The sequence below is a fragment of the Nostoc sp. genome, from assembly GCF_036917375.1.
Taxonomy (GTDB): domain Bacteria; phylum Cyanobacteriota; class Cyanobacteriia; order Cyanobacteriales; family Nostocaceae; genus Nostoc.
On the sequence record NZ_JBALDN010000118.1, the window covers coordinates 24,873 to 43,884 of the forward strand.

At 43.1% G+C, this 19,012-nt stretch carries 12 protein-coding genes; 6 read left to right on the forward strand and 6 right to left on the reverse strand.

Annotated elements, in window-relative coordinates; all coding sequences use genetic code 11:
- Window positions 1-175: 175 nt before the first annotated feature.
- Window positions 176-958: a Uma2 family endonuclease gene (locus V7K45_RS32310; RefSeq protein WP_335010000.1), complete on the reverse strand. Its 783-nt coding sequence runs from the start codon at window positions 956-958 to the stop codon at window positions 176-178.
- A 149-nt stretch (window positions 959-1,107) separates the two neighbouring features.
- On the opposite strand from V7K45_RS32310, the gene V7K45_RS32315 reads away from it, so the two are divergent.
- Together V7K45_RS32315 and V7K45_RS32320 are read left to right on the forward strand one after the other, a co-directional pair.
- Entirely contained in the window at window positions 1,108-4,737 is a 3,630-nt protein-coding gene (locus V7K45_RS32315; protein ID WP_335010002.1) for a HEAT repeat domain-containing protein, read from the forward strand.
- A 55-nt stretch (window positions 4,738-4,792) separates the two neighbouring features.
- A complete protein-coding gene (locus V7K45_RS32320) occupies window positions 4,793-5,002 on the forward strand; it encodes a type II toxin-antitoxin system HicB family antitoxin (RefSeq protein ID WP_335010004.1) in 210 nt (69 codons plus the stop codon).
- Window positions 5,003-5,136: 134 nt separating this feature from the next.
- On the opposite strand, the gene V7K45_RS32325 is transcribed toward V7K45_RS32320, so the two are convergent.
- The gene (locus tag V7K45_RS32325; RefSeq protein WP_335010006.1) at window positions 5,137-7,293 is read right to left on the reverse strand and encodes a polyribonucleotide nucleotidyltransferase; all 2,157 of its coding nucleotides are present in this window, start codon (window positions 7,291-7,293) and stop codon (window positions 5,137-5,139) included.
- 101 nt (window positions 7,294-7,394) lie between these two features.
- Window positions 7,395-7,940 (reverse strand): GNAT family N-acetyltransferase, encoded by a 546-nt coding sequence (locus V7K45_RS32330; RefSeq protein ID WP_335010007.1) that lies wholly within the window; start codon window positions 7,938-7,940, stop codon window positions 7,395-7,397.
- A gap of 143 nt (window positions 7,941-8,083) precedes the next feature.
- On the opposite strand from V7K45_RS32330, the gene V7K45_RS32335 reads away from it, so the two are divergent.
- Both V7K45_RS32335 and V7K45_RS32340 read left to right on the forward strand, forming a co-directional pair.
- On the forward strand, window positions 8,084-12,748 hold the full coding sequence (locus V7K45_RS32335; RefSeq protein ID WP_335010009.1) for an SNF2-related protein: 4,665 nt from the start codon (window positions 8,084-8,086) through the stop codon (window positions 12,746-12,748).
- Between the two features lie 99 nt (window positions 12,749-12,847).
- Window positions 12,848-13,684 carry an SWIM zinc finger family protein gene (locus tag V7K45_RS32340; RefSeq protein ID WP_335010011.1) on the forward strand — a complete coding sequence of 279 codons (837 nt, stop codon included), beginning with the start codon at window positions 12,848-12,850 and terminating at the stop codon, window positions 13,682-13,684.
- 111 nt (window positions 13,685-13,795) lie between these two features.
- On the opposite strand, the gene V7K45_RS32345 is transcribed toward V7K45_RS32340, so the two are convergent.
- The 3 genes from V7K45_RS32345 to psbD form a co-directional block, all read right to left on the reverse strand.
- Window positions 13,796-13,981 carry a PCP reductase family protein gene (locus V7K45_RS32345; protein ID WP_335010013.1) on the reverse strand — a complete coding sequence of 62 codons (186 nt, stop codon included), beginning with the start codon at window positions 13,979-13,981 and terminating at the stop codon, window positions 13,796-13,798.
- A gap of 126 nt (window positions 13,982-14,107) precedes the next feature.
- Window positions 14,108-15,499, reverse strand: coding sequence for a photosystem II reaction center protein CP43 (gene psbC, locus V7K45_RS32350; protein ID WP_335010015.1), 1,392 nt, complete (start codon window positions 15,497-15,499; stop codon window positions 14,108-14,110).
- Entirely contained in the window at window positions 15,483-16,538 is a 1,056-nt protein-coding gene (gene psbD / locus V7K45_RS32355; RefSeq protein WP_322694081.1) for a photosystem II D2 protein (photosystem q(a) protein), read from the reverse strand. Before psbD ends, psbC begins: the two co-directional genes overlap by 17 nt.
- Window positions 16,539-17,455: 917 nt before the next feature.
- Between psbD and V7K45_RS32360 the strand changes: the two genes are divergently transcribed.
- Entirely contained in the window at window positions 17,456-18,025 is a 570-nt protein-coding gene (locus V7K45_RS32360; protein ID WP_335010017.1) for a photosystem I assembly protein Ycf4, read from the forward strand.
- 156 nt (window positions 18,026-18,181) lie between these two features.
- A complete protein-coding gene (locus tag V7K45_RS32365) occupies window positions 18,182-18,982 on the forward strand; it encodes a peptidylprolyl isomerase (protein ID WP_335010019.1) in 801 nt (266 codons plus the stop codon).
- Window positions 18,983-19,012 lie beyond the last annotated feature (30 nt).

Here is a 19,012-nt window from a genome sequence, read left to right on the forward strand (position 1 = left end):
GCTGATGTCCCAAAATTATTCTTCCCAGCATTTGTTTAGGTTATACGATGTCTACAATGGTCACTAAGCGTAAGCCGAAGGGAGTCGAACCATACCGTACCACTTCGTGGAAGCAAGCTACGCGCAGCGTCTGTCTGCGACACGCTGCGCGAACGTAGAGAAGTGCGGGGTACGCCTACGCATCAGGGTCAATACCTAGCTCACGTAATTTAGCTGCTAATATATCAGCACGCTGGCGTTCCTGTTCAGCACGTTGGCTTTCCTGTTCAGCACGTTGGCGTTCCTGTTCAGCACGCTGGCGTTCTTGTTGGGCTTGTTCGCTACTCCACAACAGTAAATTTCCTTCTGTATCCCACCACCGCAGCCAATTCATGGTTTGACATAATCTTTCACCTTGCCAAATTCCGAGAAATAACTTTAACTCAGGAATCCAAAAGCGTCCATTACTATCTGCTTGCTGCAAGGTATATTGTCCATTTTGCAAGCAGCGTATTTCTATGCTTGGTTCGTAAGGGTCGTAGGTTACGTAGGTTGGAACTTGGAGAATCTTTTCGTAATAATAGAGTTTACCGTAGGGTGGAGTTGAACGGACTGATAGTTCTCCACCTTCTGTATCTGAGAGAAATTCCATCACTACAGCCACAGCAGCGCCTTCTAAATTCGGGGTGTAGCTGCGACGAACTACATTTGTTCCCACAGACTGCACTTGAGGAACATAAAACCAGTCTGGTGCTTTAACGACAATTTTTTTGTTGACTGTGGCTACAAGTCCAAAGTTAGAGCCTATCAGCATTTGAGGTTGGATGCGTCCTGTGCTTCCCAAAGCATCGGTAAGCGCAGCAGCGATCGCAGGTTGTTGAATATTTTCCACTGGATCGTCGGGTAAAATGAAGTCGGCTGGAAGTGCTTCCCAAGTAACTATTGGTTCTTTTTGGATGGGGTTAACTTGTAGAACCATAAAATTACTCCTAATATCCATGCACAGTATATTAGTTATTTTTAACAAATCTTCAGCCAGCATCGCTTTTAAGCTAAAAACCCACAAATCTGGAAACATTTCTCTGACAGGTGTATATACTCGTAGTCAAGCACTTAGCAGGCGTGAGTATGATAGTTGAGTGGTTCACTCTCTGGATAGGTCAAAAAGCGGTTGGATTTCTCGTCAAAACTATTATCAGCGAAGAATTTTTCAAAGATTTAGTCAAGGACTACGCTAAAGATTTTTTCAAAAATATCTTTAATAATGCTGTAACCGTACCGTTTAAGCAAGAACCGCTTCAGAAAGCTGTAGTCATGGCGCTGACAGAATTTTTGCAAGCGATGCAGCAACAGTTAAAGGTTCGTTGCAGACTTTCGGAAGCTGAAATTCTAACTTACGCTGAAGATATCAATAAATTTATCCGTGATAAATCGGTTAAAGAAATTATTGGTCAAGCTTTTGACATTAAATGTGATTCTCTAGATTTTAAAATACTAGCAGATAGTTGGAAAAGACTTCAAATCGAACCTCTACCGCCTAAATTTAACTGGCAAACAATTACAGAGCAGTATCTCATACAAGTCCAAGATATTCTTTCGGATTCAGAAGAGTTACGCTATATTTTGGAACTTCAAAAATTATCTAGTATTGATAAAAGTTTAAAAGAAAACGCTGATATCCCCAAGGATTTTAATTTACCGCAATATTTAGAAACTATTCGTGAACGCTACGGCAATCTGAAGTTAGATAGTTTAGAAACTACATCCCGCGAACATCCGGTAAACTTATGGCAAATGTTTATCCCGCAAAATGTGCGGCAAGTTTATCAGGTTTTACCAGAACTGCCTAAAGAATATCTTCGCAGGCTACAAGAAAGTAACCAATTAGATACGGAATTTGCAATAGAAAAGTTTCAAGAAGAAACAGAACGTTATCAACGCAATTATTTTGAACAGCCAATCCGTTCAGTATTAGATGTTATCCGAGATAAACAACGTAAGAATTATTTAGTTATTTTAGGCGATCCTGGTTCTGGTAAGTCTACATTGTTGCAATATCTAGCGTTGGATTGGGTAGAAAAAACTCTCGAACAGAATGATTTTAATCTGCCAATTCCTTTACTGATTGAATTACGCAATTATATGCGCGATCGCGATGCGGGTAATTGTAATGATTTTCTCCAATTTTACCATAATAGTCCCAATTGTTTTTATCACCTCAATCAGCATAAATTGCATGAGCAGTTAAAGGCTGGTAACGCTTTAGTCATGTTTGATGGTTTAGATGAAATCTTTGAATCGGCGAAGCGGGAGGAAGTAATTACCTGTATTCATCGCTTCACTAATGAATATCCCGATGTGCAGGTAATTGTCACTTCTCGGATTATCGGCTATAAGCAGCAACAATTGCGAGATGCAGAGTTTCGCCACTTTATGTTGCAAGATTTAGAGCCAGGACAGATTCAAGATTTTATTGAGCGTTGGCATGATAAAACTTTTACTCAAGCTGAAGAAAGAGATAAAAATATCAAACGAGAGCGTCTACAAAGAGTAATTAATGAATCAAAAGCAATTGCTGAACTAGCACAAAATCCTCTGCTGTTAACCATGATGGCAATTCTCAATCTCAAGCGAGAATTACCTAGAGATAGAAGTGAACTGTATAAAGATGCTTCAGAGGTTCTGCTGCATAATTGGGACGACGGACGCAATTTAAAGCCAGATGAACGTCTGGACATTATTGATTATAAAGATAAACAGGCAATGTTGCGTCAAGTTGCTTATCAAATGCAAACCAGTGAAAAAGGTTTAGCTGGCAACATTATCTATGCGGATGATTTAGAAGCAATCTTCACTAAATATCTGCAAAGCATACCAGTGAGTGATGCCAGAGATAAAGCCAGACGGTTGATGAAACAACTGCGCGATCGCAACTTTATTTTATGTTTTTTGGGTGCAGATTACTATGCCTTTGTGCATCGGACTTTTTTAGAATATTTCTGTGCTTGGGAGTTTGTCTGGCAGTTTGAGAAGGAACGCAGTATTACAATTGAGTATCTCAAAGCTGAAGTTTTTGGCAAACACTGGCAAGATGAAACTTGGCATGAAGTATTGCTATTAATTGCGGGAATGATTGAGCCAAAATTTGTTGGTGAAATTCTTGATTACTTAATGGTGCAAGATGGCGAAGAGGAAAAGTTCATCAACCTGTTTTTAGCGGCTAAGTGTCTTGCAGAAGTGAGAAATCGCTCGGTAATTGCGTCAGTGGCTAATAAATTACTTAACAAGCTAAAAGACTTAACTAAATATGACCTCTGTTACTATTACTCTTTCTTTGATAATGAAGAAACTAAGCTAATTCAGGAAGTTCGCACTCAAGCAGTTGCAACAGTTGCTACAATTTGGAAAGATAACAGCGATACCTTACACTGGCTCAAAGACCGCGCCACTGCTGATAATGACGAATATGTGCGAGGTGCAATCATCCAAGCATTAGCCAACAATTTCAAAGATGATCCCGACACCCGCTCGATTATCAAAGATCGCGCCACTGCTGATAATCAAAGATATGTGCGACGTACAGCCATCCAAGTATTAGCCAGCAATTTCAAAGATGACCCAGACACCCGCTCGTTTCTTAAAGACCGTGCCACTGCTGATAGTCAATGGGATGTGCGACATGCAGCTATCCAAGGATTAGCCAGCAATTTCAAAGATGATCTCGACACTCACTCGTTTCTCAAAGACTGCGCTAGCGCTGATAATGAATGGGATGTAAGACGTGCAACTATCCAAGGATTAGCCAGCAATTTCAAAGATGACCCGAATACCCGCTCGATTATCAAAGACTTCGCTACTGCTGATGAATCTGAGTATGTACGAAGTGCAGCCATTCAAGCATTAGCCAGCAATTTCCCAGATGAGCCGGATACCCGCTCGATTATCAAAGGACGTGTCACTGCTGATGAATCTGGGTATGTGCGAGGTGCGGCCATCCAAGAATTAGCTAGCAATTTTAAAGATGATCCAGATACCTGCTCGATTCTTAAAGACCTCGCCACTGCTGATAAATCTGGGGATGTGCGAGGTGCAGCCATCCAAGGATTAGCTAGCAATTTCAAAGATGATCCAGACACCTACTCGATTCTTAAAGACCTCGCCACTGCTGATAATGAAGAAAATCTACGACGTGGAGCCATTCAAGCATTAGTTAGCAATTTTAAAGATGACCCAGACACCTGCTCGATTATCAAAGACCGTGCTACTGCTGATAATGATAGGGATGTGCGACGTGCAGCCATCCAAGCATTAGCCAGCAATTTCAAAGATGACCCAGACACCTGCTCGTTTCTCAAAGACCGTGCTACTGCTTATGAATCTGGGTATGTGCGAGGTGCAGCCATCCAAGCATTAGCCAGCAATTTCAAAGACGACCAAGATACCTGCTCGTTTCTCAAAGAACTCGCTACTGCTTATGAATCTGGGTATGTGCGAGTTGCAGCCATCAAAGCATTAGCCAAACACTTCAGATATCAGCCCGATTTGTTTGAAATTTACTACAACTGCGTTGTCAATGACCCCTTTGAGCGTAAGGACAACTATGAAACTAACCCTCAGAGTGTTGCACTGGAGATAATTATCAAGCAATTTCCTCAATATCCCCAGATTTTAGCACTGTTGCGCGACAAAGCAGAGAATGACCCAGATTGGCAAGTGAGAAACTTTGCTCAACAGAAGTTGGCAGAATTAGAGAAGTAAAAAAGTCTCAAAAATATGAACAACACAGAAATTCGTCAACAAATCAACCAATATTATGAAATATACAATCGTTATTCAGTGGTCTGATGAAGATGAGTGTTTTGTTGTGAGTCTTCCTGAATGGGGATTTTGTCATACTCACGGAGATACTTACGAAGAAGCTTTCAAAAATGCTCAAGAAGTTTTAGAAATGCTAATTGAATCATCTTTAGCTGACGGTCAACTTCTACCAGAGCCAAAAACACTAGAACAGTCGTTGAAATAATTCGTAATACTCGCCAAAGGCGAGAAGCAAGCTACGTAATTCGTAATTTGTCAAATTAGAGAAGCATACGGCGATGCCTTCACGATAGGCATCGCGGATTTTAGATTTAATCTAATCTAAAATCCCAAATCGAGTTACCGATTCACCGCCGCTGCTTCTCTTGCTGCTGCTGCTTGGTCTGGGTGGATACCCAAACGGGTGAGATTAATGCGACCTTTGTTATCAATTTCGCGCACTTTGATAATCACTTCGTCGCCCACCGCTACTTCATCCTCTACTTTGCCAACGCGGTAGTCAGCTAGTTGAGATATGTGAATCATGCCTTCTTTTCCTGGCAAAAATTCCACAAATGCACCTATCGGGATAATCCGAGTAATGCGTCCTGCATAGACATCCCCTTCGTGCAACTTGCGGGTCATGCCTTGGATGATGTTTCTGGCTCTCTTGGCCTTGTTCTCATCCACAGCGGAAATTGTCACGGTGCCATCATCTTCGATGTCAATTTTTGCACCAGTTTCCTCTGTGATACCCTTAATAGTCTTGCCTCCAGGCCCGATGACCAAACCAATCATGTCTGAATCAATCTTGATTGTTAACAGACGTGGAGCATAAGGTGAGGTTTCAGTCCGTGGTGTGTCAATGCAGGCGAGCATTTTCTCCAGAATGTGCAACCGGGCTGCTTTTGCTTGGTGGACGGCTTGGGCTATAACTTCCAAAGACAAACCGGAGATTTTCATATCCATTTGCAAGGCGGTAATCCCGGTATCCGTCCCGGCAACTTTGAAGTCCATGTCGCCCAAAAAGTCTTCAATACCTTGGATGTCGGTCAGGACTCGTACTTCGTCCCCTTCCTTAATCAGACCCATTGCCGCGCCACTAACGGGTTTGAGAATTGGTACACCAGCATCCATCAGGGCGAGGGTGGAACCGCAGACTGAACCCATTGAGGTGGAACCATTGGAAGAAAGTACTTCCGATACGATGCGAATCACGTAGGGAAATTGTTCTTTGGACGGTAACACAGGTATTATCGCTCGTTCTGCCAATGCTCCGTGACCAATTTCGCGCCTTCCTGGGGCCCGCATTGGCTTGGTTTCACCGACTGAGAAGGGGGGGAAGTTGTAATGATGCAGGTAACGCTTGTGCTGATCTAACTGCATGTCATCGTTGAGGTTTTGAGCATCCCCAGGTGTACCCAGAGTACAAGTTGATAATACCTGAGTTAGTTCCCGGTTAAATAAACCGCTGCCGTGGACTCGCTTTGGTAAGACATCAACTAAACAAGAAACCTGACGCACTTGATCGAGTTTACGACCATCAACGCGGACGTTATCTTCGATGATTTGTCGCCGCATGAAGTGTTTGGTAATATCTTTAAAAGTGTTACCAAGTGCCTTCTTATTTGCAGTTGCGGCAACTCGAATCGGGTCTTCTTCTGGCAGTTCGGTAATCGTCGCGGCAATTTCATCCTTGACGACATCTAAAGCGGCATCGCGTTCGGGTTTGGTGAAACTAAATTGAGACAGGATTTTCTTAATTTCGCCGCTAGCGCGATCGCGGATATAATTTTCTAGCGTTTGGTCTACTTCTGGTGGTGCTTCTTGCACTATTACTAGACCAAGTTCGGCAATTAAATCTTGCTGCGCTTTGATTAAATCCCTCACTGCTTCATAACCAAAGTCAATCGCCTCAAGAATATCTCGCTCTGGCAACTGATTGGCTCCCGCTTCCACCATGATTACGCCATGTGGTGAACCTGCTACTACCAGATCCAAGTCTCCAGCTTCGGTTTCTGCATAAGTGGGGTTAATAATGAAATCATCTCCCACTAAACCAACCCGCACTGCTGCCATTGGCCCATTAAAAGGAATCTGGGCAATTAGGGTAGCAATGGAAGCGCCTGTAACTGCTAACACATCGGGTGGAACTAACTCGTCCATCGACAGCGTTAAGGCAATAATTTGCAAGTCATCCCGCAACCATGAAGGGAACAAGGGACGCATGGGACGGTCTATTAGACGGCTGGTGAGAATTGTTTTTTCTGGTGGACGACCTTCGCGCCGCATGATCCCGCCGGGAATCCTACCAGCGGCATATAGCCTTTCTTCATAATCTACAGTAAGGGGAAGAAAATCAATGCCTTCTCTGGCTTGCGATCGCGTAGCCGTCACTAAAACGGATGTGTCCCCTGATTCTATCAAAACCGACCCACCAGCCTGGGGAGCTAATAGGCCTACTTTCAGTCGAATATCCCTGCCATCGAAGGATATTGACTTATCAACTTCTGCCATTCAGTTTTTTTTCCTTCTCTTTCGCTATTCTCTTTCTGTGGCAATCCTAACATTTATGCCCTATGGCTGACTTCTAGTACATACAAAGATAGACAAGTCGTTTAACGCAAAGTGTGATACAAGATTAGCGCGTCTACTACCTGCCCATTCTCTAGCTTTACCGCACCCGGAATTCGCCCAATAATCTCAAATCCTAATGACTGCCAAAGTGTAATTGAAGGTATATTAGTCTCAAAGACCAAATTAAACATCACTGCTTCGTAGCCCAGGTTTGCTGCTATCGAAAGCATAGCCTCTCCCATAAACCGTCCTAAACCCTGACTGCGTAACCCAGGTTGTACAATAAAACCAGCGTTGCAAATATGGCTACACCGACCGGGAAAGTTTGGCTTTAAATAAAACGCCCCTAATATTTCTTTTGGCTTGTGTGTAGGATCTACAATAGATGTCCTGACAACAAAGGCATCCTTGCTTAACCAGTAAGCTGAAAATTCTGTAGGAGATAGAGGTTGCTTTTGGGGATAAGTTTTACCTTCAAGAATTACAACATTGAGTAACGATCTGACAACCTCTTGTTCTTGAGGATGCATATAGTCCAGTTCCACTAACATCCCGTTTTTTAAGACTTTAATTAGGGGAAAATTCATTATTAACAATGTTTATATGGAATATTTACTTAAATATTTATTATATAAGAAGCTTGGGCAATAAATGTTTTTAAAAAGATGTAAAAAGTAGAAGAATTGCGATTTTAATTATTGAGTTTCAGAAAAATATAAGTAGTTAGCAAATGGCGATTTTACACTGTAATTGGTTACTAAAAAATCAAAATGGTTGTTTATTTATTTGGGGGGAAACTTGGCGATCGCCACGAGTAAATTTCGAGTCTAATGGATCTGGAAATATCCCTGTACATCCATTGGCAATGACATCAGTTGAGTTGAGTGAGTGGTTGCGTTCCCAGAACATGGCAATTACCAACTTCATTCAAAAACCCCAAGTTGCGATCGCTACTACTGGGCGAGCCTCCAAAGGAGGAGCTACGCTAACGCGCAAAGCCGCCAGTGCGCCTGAGATCAGTTTGCCAACGCACTCTCAAATCATTGCACTACCAACTTATATCCCAGAAGGTAGTAATAAAGAAACAACAGCGATTTTCCCCGTGCATTCTGCCAGCTTGGGGGAAAATACAGACTCCCCACAATATTTGCAACCGTGGCGAGTTGAAGGTTTTTGTCTCAACGCCAGCGAAGCTGTAAAATTTCTCGCCGCGATTCCCCTAAATGCTGCTAAAGGGGAAGATGCTTTTTTGGGTGGAGATTTACGCTTTTGGTCGCAGGTTGCCCGTTGGAGTTTAGATTTAATCTCCCGGTGTAAGTTTTTACCAACAATCGAGCGAGAATCAGATGGTGCATTTGCTGCTAAATGGCGAGTACTTCTAGACAGTGCAGTAGATGGAACCCGCCTAGAAAAATTTTCTGGGAATATACCGTTGGTTTGTCGCACTTATCAAGAAGAAGTAGGGACTAAGGAGGAGTTTTCCCAATCCCGACTTTATGTAGACTTTCCCACAGAACCTCAAGAATTACTTTTGGGATTTCTCAACAGTACGATAGATGCCCAAGTGCGAGAAATGATGGGTTCTCAACCTCCAATTGAAGCTAAGGCGATTGCATCTTTACCGTCTGGGGTGCGACAGTGGTTGCAAGCCTTAACTAGTGCATCTGGTATCAATGCAGATGCAATTGAAGTGGAACGATTGGAAGCGGCATTGAAGGCTTGGACTATGCCGCTACAATACCAATTAACTCTTAAAAGTCTATTTCGTACCTGTTTTCAACTGCGTTCTCCAGAGTCTGGCGAAACAGATTGGACATTGGCGTATTTTTTGCAAGCGGCTGATAATCCAGAGTTTTTAGTCGATGCAGCAACTATTTGGAACAATCCAGTTGAAAAATTGGTTTATGAAAATCGGACAATTGACCAACCACAGGAAACATTTTTGCGAGGTTTGGGGGTAGCTTCCCGATTATATCCAGCGATCGCACCCAGCTTTGAAACCGAATATCCCCAATCTTCTCGTATTACCCCCATTCAAGCTTATGAGTTTATCAAAGCTGTAGCCTGGAGGTTGGAAGACAGTGGTTTGGGAGTAATTTTGCCTCCCAGTTTAGCGAATCGTGAAGGATGGGCAAATCGTTTGGGTTTGAAAATTACTGCTGAAACTCCAAAGACAAAGCAAGGACGTTTAGGATTGCAGAGTCTACTAAATTTCCAATGGCAATTGGCAATTGGCGGACAGACTATTTCCAAAGCCGAGTTTGATAAACTTGTGGCTTTAAATAGTCCGCTAGTGGAAATTAACGGTGAGTGGGTGGAATTGCGGCCCCAGGACATCAAAACAGCCCAAACTTTTTTTACCACTCGCAAAGACCAAATGGCGCTTTCTTTGGAAGATGCCTTGCGTTTCAGTACAGGGGATACTCAAGTCATTGAAAAGTTACCAGTGGTCAGCTTTGACGCATCTGGGGCATTGCAAGAGTTGATTGGGGCGTTAACAAATAATCAAGCGATCGCACCTTTGCCCACACCAGCAGCCTTTAAAGGACAGTTGCGGCCTTATCAAGAACGTGGTGCTGCTTGGCTATCCTTCTTGGAACGTTGGGGCTTAGGCGCGTGTCTCGCCGACGACATGGGACTCGGTAAATGCGTAGCCAATGATACTCTAGTAAATGTAAATGGACTGTTACACACAGCCGAGACAATCTGGACAACTCATACTGGAGAAACAGAGTTTGATGGTGAAGGATTTTGGGCTAACCCCACAAAGCAATTACTAGTTAATTCCATAAATGAAAAAACTGGCAAAATTGTCCAGGCTAATGTCAGACGGTTGTATCGGCAGCAAGTCCGCGAGAAATTACGAAAAATTACCTTAGAAGACGGTAATAGTATCACTATCACTCATCGTCACAAGCTGCTAACAAGTAAAGGTTGGACAAATAACTTACAGGTGAGTGATTACGTTTGTGTCCCAGGTAAAATGCTCTGGAATGGAGAATCACAAGACCCTGATTTAGTCAAGTTTCTTGCTTGGCAGATTGCCGAAGGGCATGAACTACCCCATGTGGGAAGAGTCACAATATCTCAAAAAGATACTAGAGTATTAGAGGATTTACTCCAGATTTGCCAACGCATTCAAAACCGCTATAACCTCAAAATTAACAGCCCTAATATCTCTACCTTCCCTAACAGAGTTCCTTCTCTTCGAGTTAACAGCCAAGCCTATCGGCAATTCTTAGAAGCCAAGGGTTATGTTTGGGGCAAACTATCAGCAGAAAAATCTATTCCGTCCTTCATTATGCAGGCAGACTTGGATAGTGTGCGGATATTTTTACAAAACTATTTTGATGCTGAGTCTGCTGTTCTTTTTAATATGCGGAGTATTGAGATTTCTACAGCTTCAGCTTTACTAATTCAGCAGCTTTCTGCACTGTTGCGCCGTTTCGGCATTTGGTTGCGAATATCGCCCAAACTTAAGTGTGCCACTAATGGAACTCGCACTTTCCGCACCTACTATATTGGTGTAATTGGAGGGAATTCGGCTCGCAGATTTATCCAAGAAATTGGTTTTAATAACTCAGAAAAACAGAGCAAACTAGAACGAATTTGTCAACTGGTCAGCAACACAAATATTGAAGGAATTCCTGCTTCTGATATAGTTGCTCAAACACTAATAGCAACAGGACTCCCATTGCGGCATTTTGGGATGCACAACACTGTTTACATTAATGGTTCACAGCAATTTTCTAGAGATAGTTTACAGCGAGTAATAGCTGGGATGAGCCGCATGATTAGTGGAGAAGCCCAAGAAGAATATCAGCTACTAAAACCTTCCAAGTGGACAACTCAAACGTTGTCAGCATATAGCAAACTAGATGTAGAAAAGTTGAGATTAACAAGACAGTCTTTGCAATGTCTTATCGACCAAGAGGTATTTTATTGCCGAATAGAATCAATAGAAGAAGTAGATTATGATGGATGGGTTTATGACTTTGAAGTTAGCGAATATCATAATTTTGTAGCTAACAATATTATTTGCCATAACACTGTCCAATTCATTGCTTTCCTGCTACATCTCAAAGAACAAGATGTACTAGAAAATCCAACACTATTGGTTTGTCCAACTTCGGTTTTAGGTAACTGGGAAAGGGAAGTCAATAAATTTGCACCAAGCCTGAAAATTTTGCAATACCACGGTGACAAACGCCCAAAAGGAAAAGCATTTTTAGAAGCCGTAAAGAAACACGATTTAATCGTTACCAGCTACTCACTGCTCCATCGAGATATCAAGTCATTGCAAAGTGTCTCTTGGCAGATAATTGTTTTAGATGAAGCCCAGAATGTGAAAAATCCAGAGGCGAAGCAGTCAAAAGCAGTGCGGGAACTAGAAGCGACATTTCGGATTGCGTTGACGGGGACACCAGTAGAAAATAGGCTGCAAGAACTATGGTCTATTTTAGATTTTCTCAATCCTGGGTATTTAGGCAATAAGCAATTTTTCCAGAGGCGGTTTGCCATGCCAATAGAAAAGTATGGTGATACGGCTTCTTTGACTCAGTTACGTTCATTAGTGCAACCATTTATACTGCGGCGATTGAAAAGCGATCGCGACATCATTCAAGACTTGCCAGATAAGCAAGAAATGACCGTATTTTGCGGTTTAACTGGCGAACAAGCTGCACTTTATCAACAAATTGTCGAACAATCTTTAGTCGAGATTGAATCTGCTGAAGGATTGCAACGTCGGGGGATGATTTTAGCTTTATTAATCAAACTCAAACAAATCTGCAATCACCCAGCCCAATATTTGAAAGAAGCGACATTAGAACAACATAATTCAGCTAAACTTCTGCGGCTAGAAGAAATGTTAGAAGAAGTTTTAGCAGAAGGCGACAGAGCTTTAATCTTCACACAATTTGCTGAGTGGGGTAAATTACTTAAACCCTATTTAGAAAAACAGCTAGGGCGAGAAATATTCTTTTTATATGGCAGCACCAGTAAAAAACAACGTGAGGAAATGATCGACCGTTTCCAACACGATCCTCAAGGGCCACCGATTATGATTCTTTCTCTGAAAGCGGGTGGAGTAGGATTGAATTTAACACGAGCAAATCATGTATTCCACTTTGATAGATGGTGGAACCCAGCCGTGGAAAATCAAGCCACAGATAGAGTATTTCGGATTGGTCAAACCCGGAATGTGCAAGTACATAAATTTGTCTGCACAGGCACTTTAGAAGAAAAAATTCATGACATGATTGAAAGTAAGAAACAACTAGCTGAACAAGTTGTAGGTGCTGGTGAAGAATGGTTGACAGAACTGGATACAGACCAACTTCGTAATTTACTAATACTCGATCGCAGTGCAGTAATTGACGAAGATGCAGAATAATTTCGTAGTCAGGACCAAAGTCCTTAATTTGAGCGCTTTAGCGCTCACTACGAACCTCATAAAATTAATTAGACAGACTACTAATTTTTTCAATTGATTATGACTAATTACACATTACAAGCAAGTCGAGAATGGTGGTCACAACAATGGCTAGATTTGTTAGACTCTTATCGGTTTAAAAAGCGTTTAGAACGTGCGAGAAATTATGCTCGTCAAGGAAATGTTCTCAGCATCGAATTTAAAGGTGCAAAAGTATTAGCTAGGGTTCAAGGTAGCGAAGTAGAACCCTATAAAGTTTCCCTCTCCCTTGAACCATTTACCGATGAACAGTGGGGTTATGTAATTGAAACCATGTCCCAAAGGGCAATTTTTGCTGCCAAGCTACTAGCAGGAGAAATGCCACAAAATATAGAAGAAGTCTTCACGGCTAATGGTCTTTCGATATTTCCATTTACCCTTGGTGATGTCCATAGTAAATGCTCTTGTCCTGATAAAGCAAATCCCTGTAAACACATTGGTGCTATATACTATCAGTTAGGCGATCGCTTCAGTGAAGACCCCTTTGTACTATTTCAATTGCGCGGACGTACCAAAGAGCAAATTATCAGCGATTTGCGTAAACTACGTAGTGCCAAGATTGAACCCAATACTACAGAAATGCTTGATGTTCAACAGTCAATTACTAATAACAAATACTCTGTAAAAATTGACTCTTTCTGGCAATACAATGAGCCACTAGAGTCATCCTTGGTAGTTATTGTGCCCTCCAGCAGCGAGACGATATTAGATGTATTGGGAGCGATTCCACTAGCAAAGGAAGAGGAAAATACAGTAAATTCAACTTCGAGTGATGTGGTAATGAAATATTTGAATACCGTTTACAGAGATGTAAGTCAGAAGGCTGTTTTAGCAGCAATGAATGTAGGAGGAAATTGAGAATAATTCGTAATTCGTAATTCGTAATTATGAATTAAATTGACTGTAATATTCTTGCCTTAAAACTCTATTCTTATATGAGTAGAGTATTTAGCAATTCTGACTTCTGATTCATTGTCCAAACTCAAGCCTAGCCTGTTCTACCAAATCAGCAGTCACAACATCTTGGCCTGCTTCACGAGCCAGCTGTTCAATTCTGGATTTAGCTTGAGAGCGGACAAAAAAGGGAATATTTTGTAACTTTTCCTTAGCTTCAGATGTCCATCGCAAAGCATCAATAAAATTGGAATCGTTCATAGATTAGTTACCTTGGCAAGTCTGCTCACTTTAATTAATAGATTACTAATTTTCCTATAAAAAAAGCCCTTGCTTTTACGCAAGAGCCTTTAAATTAATAGTCAGTGATGAAATAAACTTTACAACCTAATCTAGGTCGTCCATGAACATCACTGGCTCAGTATCACGGTTAATTCCTTTCTCAAAACCACCAGCCGCAGCCCGTGCGCGACCAGCGTGCCACAAGTGACCAACTAGGAAGAAGAATGCTAGTACGAAGTGAGAAGTTGCCAACCAAGCGCGAGGAGATACGTAGTTGAAGGAGTTAATTTCGGTAGCCACACCACCTACGGAGTTCAAAGAACCCAAAGGAGCGTGGGTCATGTATTCAGCAGCGCGACGAGCTTGCCAAGGCTGAATATCATTCTTGATTTTTTCCAAATCAAGACCGTTGGGACCACGTAAAGGCTCCAACCAAGGGCCGCGGAAATCCCAGAAGCGCATGGTTTCACCACCAAAGATGATTTCACCAGTTGGAGAGCGCATCAGGTATTTACCTAGACCAGTAGGACCTTGGGCGGAACCGACGTTAGCACCCAAGCGTTGGTCACGAATCAAGAAGGTCAAAGCCTGAGCTTGAGAAGCTTCTGGACCAGTAGGGCCAAAAAATTCGCTTGGATAAACGGTGTTGTTGAACCAAACAAAGATTGAGGCAATAAAGCCCATCAGCGAAAGAGCGCCCAAGCTGTAAGAGAGGTAAGCCTCACCAGACCAGATGGATGCACGACGTGACCAAGCAAAAGGCTTGGTAAGAATGTGGAAAATACCACCAGAAATTAAGATAAAGGCGACCCAAATGTGACCACCAACCACATCTTCTAAGTTATTGACGCTGATAATCCAGCCTTCGCCACCAAAGGGAGACTTGATTACATAACCGAAAATAACTGCTGGGTTCAATGTCGGATTAGTAATAATCCGAACATCACCACCACCTGGTGCCCAGGTGTCATACAACCCACCAAAGAACATTGCCTTTAGCACTAACAGCAGTGCACCGATTCCCAAAATAATCAGGTGGAACCCGATGATGTTGGTCATCTTGTTCTTGTCTTTCCAGTCGTAACCAAAGAAAGCAGAGTATTCTTCTAAGGTTTCTGGACCACGAACGGCATGATAGATGCCGCCAAAGCCAAGGACGGCTGAGGAAATTAGGTGGAGTACACCGACAACAAAGTAAGGGAAGGTGTCGATGACTTCACCACCAGCACCAACACCCCAGCCCTGAGTGGCAAGGTGAGGTAACAGGATCAAGCCCTGTTCGTACATAGGCTTTTCAGGAATGAAGTGAGCGACTTCAAACAAAGTCATCGCTCCAGCCCAGAATACAATCAAACCAGCGTGGGCAACGTGAGCACCCAGCAGTTTACCAGATAGGTTGATTAAACGTGCGTTACCAGACCACCAGGCAAACCCAGTGGATTCTTGGTCGCGTCCAGCGCCGCCTAAGATATTTGGTCTATTAGAGAGCGTTACCACGTGGTAATACCTCCTCAGGGAATACAAATTGTTCGTGGGGTTGATCTTGAGGAGCCATCCAAGCGCGGATACCCTCGTTTAGCAAAATGTTTTTGGTATAGAAGGTTTCAAACTCAGGGTCTTCCGCCGCCCGTAATTCTTGGGAAACGAAATCATAAGCCCGCAGGTTGAGTGCTAAACCGACGATGCCGACGGCACTCATCCACAAGCCTGTGACTGGCACGAACAACATAAAGAAGTGCAACCAGCGTTTGTTTGAGAAAGCAATACCGAAAATCTGTGACCAGAAACGGTTTGCCGTCACCATTGAGTAGGTTTCTTCCGACTGGGTTGGGTTGAAGGCGCGGAAGGTGTTAGCACCATCACCATCTTCAAACAAGGTGTTTTCTACTGTCGCACCGTGAATGGCGCACAATAAAGCACCACCCAATACACCCGCAACACCCATCATGTGGAAGGGGTTGAGTGTCCAGTTGTGGAACCCTTGCAGGAATAGCAGGAATCGGAAAATTGCCGCAACGCCAAAGCTGGGTGCAAAGAACCAGCTTGATTGTCCCAAGGGGTACATCAGGAATACGCTGACGAATACTGCAATGGGAGCAGAGAAGGCGAGGGCGTTGTAAGGACGTATCCCTACTAGACGCGCAATTTCAAATTGCCGCAACATGAAGCCGATTAAACCGAAGGCTCCGTGTAGGGCAACAAATGGCCACAACCCACCCAGTTGGAACCAACGGGTGAGGTCGCCTTGGGCTTCTGGTCCCCACAACAGCAATAGGGAATGTCCCATGCTGTCGGCGGGGGTGGATACTGCCACTGTCAGGAAGTTACAGCCTTCTAGGTAAGAGGAGGCTAATCCGTGGGTGTACCAAGAGGTGACGAAGGTGGTGCCGGTCAGCCAACCGCCTAGTGCTAGGAAGGCGCAGGGGAATAATAATATCCCTGACCAACCTACGAATACGAAGCGATCGCGCTTGAGCCAGTCGTCTAGAACGTCAAACCACCCTCTACTAGGGGCGCGTCCAACTGCGATGGTCATCGGACTAAAATCCTCTTTTTTTACTAAAATTGCAACGTTTCTAAGGCATTACGGAAAGCCAATGTAACCGACTGCCGTGAGGAATTAACGTTTTTTTTGACAATCTCAACTGCTTTTAAGTAACTGAGATTCTGAGAGCTTACTGACTAGTTAAGTCATTATTTCTCAGGGTTATGACATTACACGTACCATCGGCTAGTAATCTAGCTTGTAGTAACTTAATGATTCTTAACTTATCACACTACTCAGGGTTTTTGCCTGATACGCAAAAGGAAATGAGCTATGAAACACGAACCTTATAAATAATATGAATATCAGAAATTTTACAATTTGACACAACTTTTCTCAGAAATCTAAAAAAATTTAATACAGATAGAGGTAGGTAGATAACTCCTTTCAAGAGGTCAAAAAGAGGCAGGGAGAGGGTAGCAGGGAATAAGGGGGGCTGAAGGACAGGGAGAAAGAATTTTAATCGGCCATTGAGTAAAAAAATAGTACAACATTCCCGAAAAAATTATATCGGTAGCAGGAACATGGAAGGGCGCAGTTGAGTTTTTGTCAACGATGTTTGGTAAAATGTGGATAATGACTTTGCCGCCACGTCGTTGATACACCTCTGGAAAACCTATGTGAAACGTTAGACAAGGAGAAGGGAAGTTGGCATATCTTGACTAAATACAAATAGCATAAGTGGTTTGTCCCTTAGTATAAGGAAGCCAGCATTATCCAAGACAGTAAATTTGTAGGGTACAAAGTGAAAAATTTATAGTCTGCGGCAGGGTTCCCGTGGACTTCAAACATAGCTCTCCGTGCCTCCTAAGCAATAGCCGGATTGGCACACGAACCCAGCACTCTATGCAAAAGCATTTAGTGTGCGAGTATGTGACAGCGAGTATCTCACGGGCAATAGTAGTTCAATGACGACATCAACAACGATTAACAAAGGCGATCGCCTCCTGCACCAAAATGTTCTCGGTTCTCGTCGGTTCAGTAACTACTGGTGGGCAACTATCGTTACCTTGGGAGCAAGCGGCTTTTTATTGTCTGGAATATCCAGTTATTTAAAAGTTAATTTACTCATAGTTTCCGATCCCACTCAACTGGTATTCGTCCCCCAAGGATTAGTGATGGGGTTATATGGTGCTGCTGGCTTGCTATTAGCCACATACCTTTGGCTAGTGATTTTATTGGATGTTGGAGGCGGTTACAACGAATTCGATCGCGAAACTGGCGCAATCAAAATCTTCCGTTGGGGGTTTCCTGGCAAAAACCGCCGAATTCAGATTGATAGCCGCATAGAAGATGTCCAATCTGTACTAATAGACGTAAAAGAAGGTCTTAACCCCCGTCGCGCCCTCTATCTACGCATTAAGGGACGGCGAGATATACCATTAACACGGGTTGGACAACCGTTATCTTTAACAGAGTTGGAAACAGAAGGCGCAAAGTTAGCCCGCTTTTTGGGAGTGTCGCTAGAAGGACTTTAAGAAAGTGGGGGAAGAAGCCGGGGAGCAGAGGGCAAGGGGGAAAATAAAAATTAAATTACCTCTTTCCCCTCTGCTCCCTTGCTCCCTGCCCCTCTGCCTCTTATCTCCAATGCCCCTCAAAACGATAAGATACTCTGGTTAAATCGGTAACAGGCAATGCGGTTAAAAATTTCACAATTTTTGCTTTCTCTTGTAATTATCAGTGCCTTGATGTTGGGAGGATGTTCAACACAGCAAGTCGCTTCTAATAGCTCTTCTCCAAACTCGACAGCTACCTCGGCCACAAGCGAGGCAAGCACCAAGGCAACTACTGAAGCAACTTCTGTATCTCAAACTATTAGTGAGAGTATTCCTGGAATAACAGATTTACCAAGACTAGAGGGCAAGGCTACTGTGGTAATCACGGTTAAAGGTTCGCCGATTACTATCGAAGTAGACGGCACTGATGCCCCCATTACAGCTGGCAACTTCGTAGATTTAGTGCAAAAGGGTGTGTACGATGGTTTAGCTTTCCATCGAGTTGTGCGCGATCCCCAACCGTTTGTAGTTCAAGGGGGCGATCCAAAAAGCAAAGACCCGAAAGTTCCAGCAGATCAACTAGGAACAGGTAGCTATATTGACCCAAAAACGGGAAATGCTCGTTATATACCTTTAGAAATTAAAGTTAAAGGTTCAGATACTCCGATTTACAATAAACCATTTGATGCTACTGCTCAAGCTGTCATATTGCCCCATAAACAAGGTGCAGTAGCGATGGCGCGATCGCAATCACCAGACTCTGCTTCTGCTCAGTTTTACTTTGCTTTAGCGGATCTAGCTTTTTTGGATGGTAACTACGCCGTGTTTGGCAATGTCACTCAAGGCTTTGATGTCGTAAACAAAATTCAGCAAGGCGATCGCATTGACTCTGCTAAAGTCACTCAAGGTGCTGAAAATCTGAAAGCGCCAGGACAGTAGGAGGAAGAGGGCAGGGGAGCAGGGGAGCAG

Bases quoted from the DNA above. Each gene is read 5' to 3' on its own strand.
- V7K45_RS32345 (WP_335010013.1), bottom strand. From the start codon at position 13,981: ATGAACGATTCCAATTTTATTGATGCTTTGCGATGGACATCTGAAGCT.
- V7K45_RS32365 (WP_335010019.1), top strand. From the start codon at position 18,182: ATGCGGTTAAAAATTTCACAATTTTTGCTTTCTCTTGTAATTATCAGT.
- V7K45_RS32360 (WP_335010017.1), top strand. From the start codon at position 17,456: ATGACGACATCAACAACGATTAACAAAGGCGATCGCCTCCTGCACCAA.
- V7K45_RS32330 (WP_335010007.1), bottom strand. From the start codon at position 7,940: ATGAATTTTCCCCTAATTAAAGTCTTAAAAAACGGGATGTTAGTGGAA.
- V7K45_RS32335 (WP_335010009.1), top strand. From the start codon at position 8,084: ATGGCGATTTTACACTGTAATTGGTTACTAAAAAATCAAAATGGTTGT.
- V7K45_RS32325 (WP_335010006.1), bottom strand. From the start codon at position 7,293: ATGGCAGAAGTTGATAAGTCAATATCCTTCGATGGCAGGGATATTCGA.
- V7K45_RS32340 (WP_335010011.1), top strand. From the start codon at position 12,848: ATGACTAATTACACATTACAAGCAAGTCGAGAATGGTGGTCACAACAA.
- V7K45_RS32315 (WP_335010002.1), top strand. From the start codon at position 1,108: ATGATAGTTGAGTGGTTCACTCTCTGGATAGGTCAAAAAGCGGTTGGA.
- V7K45_RS32320 (WP_335010004.1), top strand. From the start codon at position 4,793: ATGAAATATACAATCGTTATTCAGTGGTCTGATGAAGATGAGTGTTTT.
- psbD (WP_322694081.1), bottom strand. From the start codon at position 16,538: ATGACCATCGCAGTTGGACGCGCCCCTAGTAGAGGGTGGTTTGACGTT.
- V7K45_RS32310 (WP_335010000.1), bottom strand. From the start codon at position 958: ATGGTTCTACAAGTTAACCCCATCCAAAAAGAACCAATAGTTACTTGG.